11 protein-coding genes and 1 pseudogene are annotated in these 12580 nt (G+C 73.3%); 6 read left to right on the top strand and 6 right to left on the bottom strand.

Translation table 11 applies throughout. From position 1 onward, the window contains the following. Positions 1-22 precede the first annotated feature (22 nt). Positions 23-814 carry an MHYT domain-containing protein gene (locus ACFYO5_RS07445; RefSeq protein ID WP_388705299.1) on the bottom strand — a complete coding sequence of 264 codons (792 nt, stop codon included), beginning with the start codon at positions 812-814 and terminating at the stop codon, positions 23-25. Between the two features lie 152 nt (positions 815-966). Here ACFYO5_RS07445 and ACFYO5_RS07440 point away from each other — a divergent pair, with 152 nt between their 5' ends. Beyond that, positions 967-1566 carry a class I SAM-dependent methyltransferase gene (locus ACFYO5_RS07440; protein WP_388705296.1) on the top strand — a complete coding sequence of 200 codons (600 nt, stop codon included), beginning with the start codon at positions 967-969 and terminating at the stop codon, positions 1564-1566. A gap of 3 nt (positions 1567-1569) precedes the next feature. Here ACFYO5_RS07440 and ACFYO5_RS07435 read toward each other — a convergent pair. Further along, positions 1570-1883 (bottom strand): annotated as a pseudogene (locus ACFYO5_RS07435) (hypothetical protein); the annotation flags it as partial. Between the two features lie 65 nt (positions 1884-1948). Then, on the bottom strand, positions 1949-2845 hold the full coding sequence (locus ACFYO5_RS07430; RefSeq protein WP_388705294.1) for an oxygenase MpaB family protein: 897 nt from the start codon (positions 2843-2845) through the stop codon (positions 1949-1951). Positions 2846-2943: 98 nt separating this feature from the next. Here ACFYO5_RS07430 and ACFYO5_RS07425 point away from each other — a divergent pair, with 98 nt between their 5' ends. Together ACFYO5_RS07425 and ACFYO5_RS07420 are read left to right on the top strand one after the other, a co-directional pair. Further along, positions 2944-3279: a hypothetical protein gene (locus ACFYO5_RS07425; protein WP_388705291.1), complete on the top strand. Its 336-nt coding sequence runs from the start codon at positions 2944-2946 to the stop codon at positions 3277-3279. A 136-nt stretch (positions 3280-3415) separates the two neighbouring features. Continuing rightward, positions 3416-4261, top strand: coding sequence for a hypothetical protein (locus ACFYO5_RS07420; protein ID WP_388705289.1), 846 nt, complete (start codon positions 3416-3418; stop codon positions 4259-4261). 52 nt (positions 4262-4313) lie between these two features. Here the strand turns inward: ACFYO5_RS07420 and ACFYO5_RS07415 are convergent, their stop codons facing one another. After that, positions 4314-4496 (bottom strand): hypothetical protein, encoded by a 183-nt coding sequence (locus tag ACFYO5_RS07415; RefSeq protein ID WP_356563116.1) that lies wholly within the window; start codon positions 4494-4496, stop codon positions 4314-4316. A 299-nt stretch (positions 4497-4795) separates the two neighbouring features. Between ACFYO5_RS07415 and ACFYO5_RS07410 the strand changes: the two genes are divergently transcribed. Beyond that, positions 4796-7618: an SNF2-related protein gene (locus tag ACFYO5_RS07410; protein WP_388707113.1), complete on the top strand. Its 2823-nt coding sequence runs from the start codon at positions 4796-4798 to the stop codon at positions 7616-7618. Continuing rightward, on the top strand, positions 7615-8898 hold the full coding sequence (locus ACFYO5_RS07405) for an SWF or SNF family helicase (RefSeq protein ID WP_388705286.1): 1284 nt from the start codon (positions 7615-7617) through the stop codon (positions 8896-8898). The genes ACFYO5_RS07410 and ACFYO5_RS07405 overlap by 4 nt, the downstream gene beginning before the upstream one ends. 247 nt (positions 8899-9145) lie before the next feature. On the opposite strand, the gene ACFYO5_RS07400 is transcribed toward ACFYO5_RS07405, so the two are convergent. Both ACFYO5_RS07400 and xylA read right to left on the bottom strand, forming a co-directional pair. Next, positions 9146-9403: a hypothetical protein gene (locus tag ACFYO5_RS07400; RefSeq protein ID WP_388705284.1), complete on the bottom strand. Its 258-nt coding sequence runs from the start codon at positions 9401-9403 to the stop codon at positions 9146-9148. 440 nt (positions 9404-9843) lie between these two features. Further along, positions 9844-11010 (bottom strand): xylose isomerase, encoded by a 1167-nt coding sequence (xylA, locus tag ACFYO5_RS07395; protein WP_356563110.1) that lies wholly within the window; start codon positions 11008-11010, stop codon positions 9844-9846. A gap of 116 nt (positions 11011-11126) precedes the next feature. Here xylA and xylB point away from each other — a divergent pair, with 116 nt between their 5' ends. Then, complete coding sequence (gene xylB / locus ACFYO5_RS07390) at positions 11127-12572, top strand: xylulokinase (protein WP_356563108.1); 1446 nt, start codon at positions 11127-11129, stop codon at positions 12570-12572. Positions 12573-12580: the final 8 nt, after the last annotated feature.

Raw genomic sequence — 12580 nt, 5'->3', positions numbered from 1 at the left:
GCAGGGCGTGTGTCCGCTCCCGTCACACGGTCCGGGCCCGCTGACGGACGGCGGCGTTCTCGGCCTGCTGGGCGGCGGCGGACGCCTCGCGCTCCCCCGTGGTGGGCGACAGCGCGACGAAGGCCGAGGTCAGGAAGAGGTAGGACCCGAGGCCGACGGCGAGGGGGAAGATGAACTGCATCGCCGTGGCCCCGGTCAGGGACTCGCCCGAGGGCGTGACCCGCACATGGACCGCCAGCATCCCGGTGTAGTGCATGCTGCTCACCGCCGCGCCCATCACGAGGGAGGCGAGCGTGACCGCGACCGGCGACTTGATGTTGAGTGCCGCCCAGAGCGCCGCGGTCGCCGCGACGACGGCGATGGCGACGGAGAGTCCGACGAGCATCGGATCGTAGGTGACGTCACCGTGCAGTCGCACCGCGGCCATGCCCAGGTAGTGCATGCTCGCCACACCGAGCCCGGTGGTGAGGCCGCCGATCAGCAACGCGCGCGTGCGGTCCCGGCTGTGGCCGACCGCGAAGACGCCGGCGCAGACGACGACCATGGCGACCAGGAGGCTCAGCACGGTCAGGGGAACGTCGTAGCGGATGTCGGTGCCGCTGACGCCGAACCCCAGCATGGCCACGAAGTGCATGGTCCAGATGCCGGTGCCGATCGCCGATGCCGCCGTGACGAGCCAGTTGCGGCGCGAGCGCCCGGTCGCGCCCAGCGCACGGACGGTGCAGCGCAGCCCGAGGGCGGCGCCGATGCAGGCCATCGCGTACGACAGCACGGGTGTCAGCCAGCCGAAGGTGGCGTGGTCCAGGTGTCCCATGGCTCCGGGACGCTAGCCGGAGCATGGGAGCACGAAGGGGGCGCATTTCGAAAGCTGCCGCAATATGACGCACAAATGCGCCGGAGCGATCGCCTCACGCTCGAACATGTGCACCGAGACATCCTCCGTGCCGGTGAGGGATCATGCGGACCATGAGCGACGACCACACACATGTCCGGGAGTTCTTCACCCCGCGCGCGGCGGACTGGGACAGCAGGTTCCCCGACGACGGTCCCGCCTACGCGGCCGCGGTCGCGGAACTCGGTCTGCGCGAGGGCGGCCGAGTGCTCGACGCGGGCTGCGGGACCGGACGGGCCCTGCCGTCGCTGCGCGGCGCCGTGGGACCCTCCGGGGTGGTCGTCGGGGCGGATCTGACTCCGGCGATGCTGGAGGCCGCCGTACGGGCGGGACGCGACCGGGACGGGCGGCTGCTGCTCGCCGACGTCGCCGCGCTCCCCCTGCGCTCGGGTTCGCTCGACGCCGTGTTCGCCGCCGGGCTCGTCGCCCACCTGCCGGATCCCGCGCGGAACCTGCGTGAACTGGCGAGGGTGGTGCGGGCCGGCGGCACGCTGGCTCTCTTCCACCCCATCGGCAGAGCCGCCCTCGCGGCACGCCAGGGCCGCGGCATCACCCCGGACGACCTGCGCGCCGAGCCGAACCTGCGTCCGCTCCTGGCGCGTTCGGGATGGCGCCTGACGTCGTACGTCGACGAGGACGCCCGGTTCCTGGCGCTGGCCGTGCGTGAGGACTGAGGCTCACGCGCCTCCGGCGACGGCCCGCACGAAGGAGTCGGGGTTGTCGAAATGACGTGGTGACCGGCGGCCGGCACGGTCACGACGCGTACGCCCGCCGCGGCCAGGGCGTCGGCGCCGTCGAGCGGACCGCTCAACTCCCCTTGCAGGTGGACGCGGTCGACCTTGTCGAGCCTCCTGAGGATGGCGCGCATGACCGGTCGCGATCCGTGCCGCAGTCCCACGGCGGTGCGGTGCAGGCCGACGGCGGTGCGGTGCAGGCCGACGGCGGTGCGGTGCAGGCCGCTCGGGTCGGCAAGGCGCACGGTCGCCGTCCACCGTGCCGACCGTCGCGCGGGCCACGTCGCGGGCCGAACTCACCTGGTTGCGCGAGACGCTGGAGTCACTGGCCGGCTGAGCCGTCGCCACGCCGTACGGGGCAGCCTCGCAGTCCGGGTACCGGGCGGGTGCCCAACTCGTCGAGGCGGTAGCCCTGCGGGTAGCTCCTGATCTCCCAGTTCTGGCGCGCGTAGTGCGGTGCGCGGCGTGGCGGGAGCAGCCGGACCGCGCGTCCACGCGCGCGTACCGCCCGGCGGACCAGCGCGCGCGTGGCGGGTGCCGGCGGGGTGTACCGGAAGGCCCGCAGCAGTGGTTCGTCGAGCAGGGCGAGGGTGGCGGTGCGCAGCACGGGGGCAAGTGGCCGCGGGTACCAGGAGGCCATCAGGCCGAGCGTGGCGTCGGAGACCGCCCGCGCGCCCTCGTCCCAGCCGAAGTGCGCCTTCTCGTAGGCGTCGAGGCAGGCCTCGAACTCCTCGTACGACGAGGGGATGTCCTTGATGCCCATGCGCTGCCCGAGGGTGCGGTAGTGGACGGTGGAGGCGACGATCTCGTGGCGGGAGAGCCTGCGCCATCCATACGCGTCGATCCAGCGCTTGGGCATGACGACGAACGTGCAGAGCACGTAACGCATGTCGTCGTCGCTGATGTCGTAGCCGCGGTGCATGTGGTTGATGCGGCGGACGGCCGTTCGGCCCGCCTCGCTGTCGAATCCGTGCTCGACGACGGCGTCGAGGAGCAACGAGGTGTCGTCGTAGCGTTTCTGCGTACGGTCCGTGAGTTCCGCCGTGCGGGCGAGCAGCCTGCCGATGCTCGGCACCGCGTAGGTGCGGTAGAGGGCGAGTTCCAAAGCTCGGGTGAAGTCCCAGGGAAACTCGTACGCGACCGTCAGCCGGTAGATCTCGGAGGCCTCCGCCACGGGGTCCATGCTCCGGATCCGTGCGAGCCGCTCATAACGCTTCACCGCGCCGTCCCCCTTCTGCCGCCGGAGCGCCAACCTTACTTTGGGCGACAGAGGACGAACGCTCGGTGGATACGACGACGCAGGGAAGGTGGTCGGCGATGTTCGACTCGGTCCGCAGCAACTGGGGACGGCTGCTCGACGCCACACGCGGGCGGCCGCGTCCGGACGAGGAGCGGAAGCGGTCCACCGGGGCCGCGCGGGGAGCCGGCGCCAGGCGTGCGCACAACCTGTTCGAGGCGGCCGCCGCACACGTCTCGGCGTGCGTGGAGGACGATCAGGACGCGATCGAGGAGGCGGCGGGCTGGGTGTCGCCCGAGGCGCTGTCGTTCGGGGTCAACGAACTGGCCTGCCGGGCGGTCATCGCCCTCGCGCGCGAGCGTGACGAGTCGCCGCGGGCCGTCGCGCGGACTCTTCTGGGGCTGCCGCCGGGGTGACGCTCCAGGCGACCGGGGGCGATTCGCCCCCGTCCGGTGGGAAAACTGCAGCTCCGGGCGGGTCGGGGAGTCGTGACAAGCTGCTTGTCGCGGCACTAGGGTGCGCGCCGATGGACGAACCGAAGGGGAGGCTGGGATGGCCGGGACGGAAGAGGACGCCGTCGCCGCGGACGATGCGCTCTACGTGCTCACGGCGGTGCTGCTGACGCCGGCGAAGTTCCCGAGCGTGCTGGGCGACGACTATCCGGAGGCCTGCGCCGCACTCGGTCTCGCACCGCTCGCCGACGGCTACGGCCTGGTGCTGGGCCAGGACGGCGAGGGCGCCCGGTGGACGGTCGCCATCGACGACGTGTCGCTGGTGGCCGTCGCCATCGCGTCGTGGGACTGCGGCATGGAGTACGACCTGTCGCCCGACGAACGGACGGTGGTCGCCGCCCTGCCGGGGTGGCCCCTGGCGGTGGCCGTCGCGGCGCCCGGCGTGCCGGCCCCGCACGATCCCGACCCGGAGACGGCCGGCGGCCCCGTCCTGTGCCCGCCGGAGACGACCACCTGGGGTCCCGCGCAGCGGCGCCTGGGAGCCGACGAGATCGCGCTCCAGTGGGCCCTGTGGCGGGAGCAGATCGACGACGCCGAGTTCTCGCCCGCACCGGACGGGCCGGCGGCCGCCGATCCGACCGACGGCGCGGAGGAGCCCGGGAGCAGCAGCGCGGGGGGACACGGCGGCGTCCGACGTGTCCTCGCGGAGGTCCGTGCCTACGTGGAGACACCGCCGCCGCTGGGGCGCGTGCGCTCGTCGTTCGCGCCGGGTGACGCGCGGACCCTGCGGGCGGACGGCCCCGGCTGGTCGCTGGTTGCGCGGACCGACGACATCGCCTTCGTCCTGCTCGACGAGGAACCCGGCGAAGTGCTGCCGATCGGCCGGGGGCCCGAGCTGCCCGGCCTGCTCGAAGCGCTGGACAAGATGGCCGTACGGCCGAGCTGAGCCGGAACCGGGGCGTGCCGGACGACGGGGGCCGCGGGGCGGCCCCCGCGCCTCACCGGCCGATTTCCTTGCGGGTGACACGACGCAGTCTGCGCCGCTGCGAGGGATCCAGCGTGAGGTACGCCACCGCCGGAACCCCCAGCACGATCAGCAGAGCCGCCCACCAGGGCAGCCAGATGAGCAGCAGGAGCCCTACGGCCACCCCTCCTGCGGCGATCTTCGCCTTCTTCGACATGTGCGTCGCCTCCTCCGCGGCCACTGCCGCTCTCTGCTCTGAAAACGGCTCTGCGCGGCGCGCGGTTCCAGCATCACCCCTGAGGCGTCCCTGACCTACACCCTGAGCCACCCCTGAGACCCCTTCCCTCCGTCCCTGCCCGGTGCCCTTCGGACGATGATGCGTGTTCGGTGGCGGAGTGCTGTACCCTCGGCGGCCGACCTCGTAGTCAAGTTTGAGGAGCAGGCATCTCCGTGCAGTGGGTTTTCGCGGAAAAACCGTCCGAGACAGTGGAACTGGCACGTTGGCCGGCCGTGTTCATGCCCGCTGTCCCCGCGCGTACGGGCCGCGTCGCCTTCTTGCGGCCCGACGGCGACGATCCGTCCGCCCCGGTGTCGGGGTCGGGGTGGGGGTCGCTCGAAGACGTGTCGGTGGTCCGGCCCACCCCGACGGGCGTGGAACTGGTCCGCGTCCCCGCCCTGCTGCTGCCGATCCGCGAGGCCCTGCCCGTCCTCACCCGCACGCGTGCCGTCCCGGAGGCGCACCGCGCTGTCGCGTTCTGGGGCGCCGCGGCGGTGACGGCACTGCAGTTCACCGCGCGCGGACTGCTGCTGCCCGGTCTCTCCTCGGACGGACACGACGCCTGGCGCGCGGGACCTCTCGGGCCTGACGACGTCGAGCGGGTGCGCCGACTGGCCGCCGCGATGCCACCCGAGGCTCATGCCGTACCACTGGACGATGTCCCGCCCCTGCGACTGCCCGATCAGGAGCGACTGCTGCGGGCCTTCCTGGACGCGGTCGCGGACACCCTCCCGCGCTCCCCCGCCGCACCCCTCCTGACGGGCGGTCCGGCCTATGCGGCGCCCCAGCCCGTGCGGGTGCCGCAACTGGGGGCCTGGGCCGCCGATGTGGCGGCCGGCCACGACGCCGGCGTACGGGTGTCGCTGCGGATCGAGATATCGGGGCTCTCCCCTGCGGCCCCTGAGGGGACGGCGCCGACCTTCCGCGCCGTGCCGCAGGTGCACAGCCTGAGCGATCCGGCGCTCGTCGCGGACGCCTCCGAGATCTGGCAGGAATCCGACGCCGGTCACCGAGCGTTCGGCCCGCGCGCGCGGATGGACGCCCTTCTCGCCCTGCGCCGCGCCGCCCGCGCCTGGCCCGCGCTCTCGCCCCTGCTGTCGGCGGCCACTCCGGACGCCGTCGGTCTGTGCGACGAGGAGATCTCGGAACTCCTGGGCGACGGATCGCGGGCGCTCGCGACGGCGGGGGTCGAGGTGCACTGGCCCCGCGAACTGGCCCGCACTCTCACCGCGCGCGCGGTGGTGGGCCCGCCGGACGACGTGCACGGACCGGACCAGAGCGGCTCCGGCTCCGGCTCCGGCACACCGTCGTTCCTGTCCGCGGACGCGCTCCTGACCTTCAGCTGGTGGTTCGCGCTCGGCGACCAGCGCCTGACCCGCGAGGAGTTGGACCGCCTCGCCGAGGCGAACCGGCCGCTGGTGCGCCTGCGCGACCGGTGGGTGCTGATCGACCCCCGGGAAGTGCGTCGGGCCCGGGCTCAGCAGGACCGCAAGGTAACTCCGGTCGACGCGCTCGGTGCCGCGCTGACGGGCTCCGCGGAGGTCGACGGCCGCCGGGTCGAGGTCGAGCCCGGCGGATGGCTGGCGGCCCTGCGGGAGCGTCTGACGCGCCCCGCGGACCAGGAGCCGATGGATCAACCCGCCGCGCTCGACGCGACACTGCGCGACTACCAGCGGCGCGGCCTCGGCTGGCTGGCGAGGAACACGTCCCTGGGGCTCGGCTGCTGTCTGGCCGACGACATGGGCCTCGGCAAGACCGTCACGCTGATCGCCCTCCATCTGCACCGCCGGACGGACCCGTCCACCGCCGGCCCCACCCTGGTGGTCTGCCCCACGTCCCTCATGGGCAACTGGCAACGGGAGATCGAGAAGTTCGCCCCCGGCACACCCGTGCGCCGCTTCCACGGGCCGCGACGGGATCTCGAGCACCTGACCGACGGCGAGTTCGTCCTCACCACCTACGGCACGCTGCGCCTGGACGCGGGCCGGCTGCGCGAGGTGCCCTGGGGGCTCGTGGCGGCGGACGAGGCGCAGCACGTGAAGAACCCGCACTCGGAGACAGCGCGGGCGCTGCGCACCGTCGGCGCACGCGCGCGTGTGGCGCTCACGGGCACCCCGGTCGAGAACAACCTGTCGGAGCTGTGGGCGATCCTGGACTGGACGACCCCCGGACTGCTGGGACGGCTCGGCACGTTCCGCACGCGGTACGCCCGCGCCGTCGAGGAAGGCGGGGACCCGGGCGCGGCCGAGCGGCTCGCCCGGCTCGTCAGCCCGTTCCTGCTGCGCCGCCGCAAGTCCGACCCGGGGGTCGCGCCCGAACTGCCGACGAAGACCGAGACCGATCGCCCGGTGTCCCTCACCGAGGAACAGACGGGTCTCTACGAAGCCGTGGTGCGTGAGACTCTCGCGGCGATCGCCGAGGCCGACGACATGGCACGGCGCGGACTGGTCGTGAAGCTGCTGACCGGCCTCAAGCAGATCTGCAACCACCCGGCGCAGTACCTCAAGGAGGAACGGCCGAGGACCGGCGGGCGCTCCGGGAAACTGGAGCTGCTGGACGAATTGCTCGACACGATCCTCTCCGAGGGTGCGAGCGTTCTGGTGTTCACCCAGTACGTGCGCATGGCGCGAATCCTGGAACGCCATCTGGCCGCGCGGGGCGTGCCGACCCTGTTCCTGCACGGCGGCACGCCCGTCGCGGCGCGTGAGGCGATGGTGGCGCGTTTCCAGGACGGCGAGGTTCCCGTCTTCCTCCTGTCGCTCAAGGCGGCCGGGACCGGGCTCAACCTCACACGCGCCGAGCACGTCGTGCACTACGACCGCTGGTGGAACCCGGCCGTCGAGGCGCAGGCCACCGACCGGGCCTACCGCATCGGTCAGACCCGGCCGGTGCAGGTGCACCGGCTGATCGCGGAGGGCACGATCGAGGACCGCATCGCCGACATGCTGCGTCGCAAACGGGAGCTGGCCGACGCCGTGCTCGGCTCCGGGGAGGCGGGGCTCACGGAGCTGTCGGACACCGAACTGGCCGAACTGGTGGAACTGCGAGGGGCCACGCGATGAACTCCTACGACAGCGAGCAGGAACGTACTTTCGAGGCTCTGGCTCCCGCACAGGGGCGGAGCTTCGCGCAGTCCTGGTGGGGGCGGGCGTGGCTGACGGCCCTGGAGGGCGGGGCGCTGGACGGGGAGCAGGTGCGGACGGGCCGCCGGCTCGCGCGCGCGGGAGCCGTGGGCGCGGTGTCGGTGCGACCGGGACGGATCACGGCCGTCGTCCGGGACCGCGACGGCACGGGGTACCGGGCCGACGTGTTGCTCGACGTCCTGACGGACGCCCAGTGGGACCGGTTCGTGGATCTGACGGTGGAACGGTCCGGGCATGTCGCCGCGCTGCTCGACCGTGAGATGCCGCCGCATCTGGTCGAGGACACGGAGACGGCGGGCATCGACCTGCTGCCGGGGCTGGGCGACCTGGAGGCCGAGTGCGGGTGCGGAGCCTGGGACCACTGCGGTCATACGGCGGCCCTGTGCTATCAGGTGGCGCGGTTGCTCGACGAGGATCCGTTCGTGCTGCTGCTCCTGCGCGGGCGCACGGAACGGGCCCTCCTCGCCGACCTCCAGGCCCACGGCACCGCGGCGCCGGCCGAGACCGCTCCCGGCCCGCGGGAGGGCGTTGACGCGGCGGAGGCGTACCTCGCCGGGCATGTCCTGCCTCCGCTGCCCGCCGTCCCCGAGCTGCCTGAGCATCCCGGCGTGCCGCCGTCGTTGGACACCGACGTTCCGCCTACCGGCGAGGTGGACCCGGCGGCCCTGGAGATCCTGGCCGCCCGCACGGCCGCGCGGGCCCACGCCCTGCTCGCGGAGGCGTTGCGCGACGGAGCGGAGCGGCGGCCCTCGGTACGGGTCCTGACGGTCGGTGAGGACGCGGTGCGGCTGGCGGCGGGCAGCCCTGGAGCCGCCGGCACCACGCACCTCGGGTGGGGCAGGCTCGCCGCCGGCTCGGGACGCAGCCGTGAGCAGCTGGAACTCGCCGTCCGGGCCTGGCACTCCGGCGGACCGTCCGCCCTGGCGGTTCTCGAGGAGGAGTGGGCCGTGGAGGGCGAGGCTCTCGCACGCGCGCGTGCGGCCCTGGCCACGGCCTGGGAGGGGGACGAGCGGCCGGTGCTGCGGGCGCGGGGCAACCGGTGGACGGTGGTCGGATCGGCCGGCCAACTACGCCTGGGCCGGGACGGCCGCTGGTGGCCGTACCGCAAGGAGCGCGGGGGCTGGGTGCCGGCCGGCGGCCCGGCCCAGGATCCGGCGACGGCCCTGGCCGCCCTCGGGACCGAGGAGGCGCTTTCCTGAAGGGGAGCCGCCCATGAAGGATGCGGTGCCCGAAGGGTGCGGTGCAGCGAGGATGCGGTGCAGCAAGGATCGGGTGGGCGGGCAGCGGGCAGGACCGCGCCCGCCGAAGGCCGTGTGACTCCCGGCTGACGCCCGCCGCGCCATGCGGCACGAAGGCCGTGTGACACCGGCTGACGCCCGCCGTGCCGTGCGGCACACGGGTCCGTGGCACGCGACCCTCACGCGCGTGTGCCGCACGGCGGCGAGGCTACCGCAGCAGCTCCTCCAGGGACGGCAGGAGCGACTCGAGATCGCTCGGCAGGGCGGTCGGCAGGTCGCTGGGGAACTCGGACGGCAGCCCGCTCGGGAGCCCGCTGGGCAGCTCGCTCGGAAACGTGGACGGCAGCTCGCTCGGGAGCTCGCTGGGCAGCACGGTCGGGAGACCGAGCGAGGGGCGGGGCGAGGGGCTCGTCGCCGCCGGTGGGTCGCCGTCCGGCGAGTCGTCGTCACCGGAGGCCCACAGCACCACGGCGAGGACGACTGCGGCGGCGACCAGCAGCGCGAGGACGGCGAAGAGGGGGCTCCCACGCCTTCCGGGGCCATGGGGCGGCCCGGGTGGCGCAGGGGGTGGCTGGGACGGTGGCTGATCACCGCCCCCCGAGTGGCCACCTGGGCCGAAGCCCGGGGAAGGCGGTCCGAAGCCGCCCGGAGGCGGCGTGTCGCCCGGCGGACCGGGCGGCTTGGGTGGTACGGGCGGCATGGCCATGGCGTCCAGCGTCGCCGTGGACGCGCCGAAGCGCGACCCCCGCGGGGAAGTTGATACCGACTCATGCCACGGACGGCATGATTCCGGCGTACCTCACGCGGAGGCCGCTCCCCAGGGCGGTGGACGACACACGCGTGTGCGTGGTGAGCGGCGCGCGTGGGGCCACGGGCAGTGGCCGGTGCACCCACGCGCGTCTGCCGTCAGCCGCGGGCGCCGAGCAGGTGGTCCATGGCGAGCTGGTCGAGGTGCTCGAAGGCCATGCCTCGGGCGGCGGCCGCCTCCGCGTCGAAGTCCTCGAAGGCACCACGGTCGGCGAGCAGGGCCTGAAGACCGTCGGCGGCGGTCGGCTGGGCCAGCTCGTCCAGGCGGGAGTCACGCAGGGCCTGCTGGACCTCCGGGTCGTCGCGGAAGGCCGCCGCACGCTCCTTGAGGATCAGGTAGTTGCGCATGCAGCCCGCGGCCGACGCCCACACGCCGTCCAGGTCCTCGGTGCGCGGCGGCTTGAAGTCGAAGTGACGCGGGCCGCTGTATCCGGCGGTCTCCAACAGGTCGACCAGCCAGAACGCCGAGCGCAGGTCACCGGCGCCGAAGCGCAGGTCCTGGTCGTACTTGATGCCGGACTGGCCGTTGAGGTCGATGTGGAAGAGCTTGCCGGCCCACAGCGCCTGGGCGATGCCGTGCGGGAAGTTCAGGCCCGCCATCTGCTCGTGGCCGACCTCGGGGTTGACGCCGTACATCTCCGGGCGCTCCAGGCGCTCGATGAACGCCAGCGCGTGACCCACGGTGGGCAGCAGGATGTCGCCGCGCGGCTCGTTCGGCTTGGGCTCGATGGCGAAGCGCAGGTCGTAACCCTGCTCGACGACGTACTCGCCGAGGAGGTCGAAGGCCTCCTTCATGCGGTCGAGGGCCACGCGCACGTCCTTGGCGGCGCCCGACTCCGCGCCCTCGCGCCCACCCCAGGCGACGTAGGTCTTCGCGCCCAGCTCGGCGGCCAGGTCGATGTTGCGGATGGTCTTGCGCAGGGCGTAACGCCGCACGTCACGATCGTTCGCGGTGAAGGCGCCGTCCTTGAAGACGGGGTGCGTGAAGAGGTTGGTGGTGGCCATGGGCACCTTCATGCCGGTGCTGTCCAGGGCCTGGCGGAAGCGCTTGATGTGCTCCTCGCGCTCGCTGTCGGAGGACCCGAAGGGGATCAGGTCGTCGTCGTGGAAGGTCACGCCGTGCGCGCCCAGCTCGGCCAGGCGCTGCACCGTCTCGACCGGGTCCAGGGCGCGGCGCGTGGCGTCACCGAACGGGTCACGTCCCTGCCAGCCGACGGTCCACAGACCGAAGGTGAACCTGTCGTCGGGGGTGGGCTGGTAGCTCATTGCCGCGGCTCCTTGCTTGCAGACTATTTCGTCATGGCCGTTTACAAATTAGTATGCGAAGGCATCTCTGGGAAGTCAGATCCCGCGGAGCCGCGGAAAAAGTTAGGGAGATCCCGATGTCAGCAGCCGAGGGTCCGCTCGTCGTCGGCGTGGACACGTCCACCCAGTCCACCAAGGTGCTGGTCGTCGACGCGGCCACCGGTCGGGTCGTCGCGAGCGGCCAGGCACCGCACACGGTGTCCTCAGGCGCCGGCCGGGAGAGCGACCCCCGACAGTGGTGGGACGCCCTGCACGAGGCCCTGCGCCAGTGCGGTGACGCCGCCCACGAAGCGGCGGCCGTGTCCATCGGCGGACAGCAGCACGGGCTCGTGACGCTCGACGAGCGTGGCGAGCCGGTGCGCCCGGCGCTGCTGTGGAACGACGTGCGCTCGGCCCCGCAGGCCCGCCGGCTGACGGAGGAACTGGGCGGCGCGAAGTTCTGGGCGGAGCGCACCGGCCTGGTGCCGGCCGCGTCCTTCACGGTCACCAAGTGGGCCTGGCTCGCCGAACACGAGCCGCAGGCCCTGCGCGCCACCAAGGCCGTACGCCTCCCCCACGACTACCTCACCGAACGCCTCACGGGTGAGGGCACGACCGACCGCGGCGACGCCTCCGGCACCGGCTGGTGGGCGTCCGGGAGCGAGGCGTACGACGAGGAGATCCTGGCCCATGTGGGTCTCGACCCGGCGCTGCTGCCGCGCGTGGTGCGGCCAGGCGAGGTGGCGGGCACCGTGCGCGACGGTCACGACCTGCCGTTCTCCAAGGGCACCCTGGTCGCCGCGGGCACCGGCGACAACGCGGCGGCGGCGCTCGGTCTCGGGCTGCGCCCCGGCACTCCGGTGCTGAGCCTCGGCACCTCGGGCACGGTGTACGCCGTGTCGAAGCGGCGCCCCACCGACCCCACGGGCACGGTGGCCGGCTTCGCCGACGCGCACGGCGCCTGGCTGCCGCTGGCGTGCACGCTGAACTGCACTCTCGCCGTGGACCGGATCGCCGCCCTGCTCGGCCTGGACCGCGAGGCCGTCGAGCCCGCCGCCGGCCTCACGCTCCTGCCCTACCTGGACGGCGAGCGCACCCCGAACCTGCCGAACGCCTCCGGTCTCCTGCACGGTCTGCGCCACGACACCACCGCCGGCCAGCTGCTCCAGGCCGCCTACGACGGTGCCGTGCACTCCCTGCTCGGCGCCCTGGACCTCGTCCTCGACGAGGACGCGGACCGCTCCGCCCCACTGCTGCTGATCGGCGGTGGCGCCCGCGGCACGGCATGGCAGCAGACCGTGCGCCGGCTGTCCGGGCGGCCGGTGCAGATCCCGGACGCCAAGGAACTCGTCGCACTGGGTGCGGCGGCACAGGCGGCGGGCCTGCTGACCGGGGAGGATCCGGCCGCCGTCGCCCGGCGGTGGGACACCGCGCGGGGTCCCGTCCTCGACGCCGTGGAGCGGGACGAGGCCGCCCTGTCCAGGATCGCCGGGGTACTCTCCGACGCGTCCCCGCTGCTGGAGCGGGGCACGGACACCCACTGAGGATCGAC

The sequence above is a fragment of the Streptomyces sp. NPDC006259 genome, from assembly GCF_042870975.1.
In the GTDB taxonomy this organism is placed as follows: Bacteria; Actinomycetota; Actinomycetes; order Streptomycetales; family Streptomycetaceae; genus Streptomyces.
The sequence above is the reverse complement of the archived record's forward strand: the minus strand, read 5'-3'. Positions and strand labels throughout refer to the sequence as shown.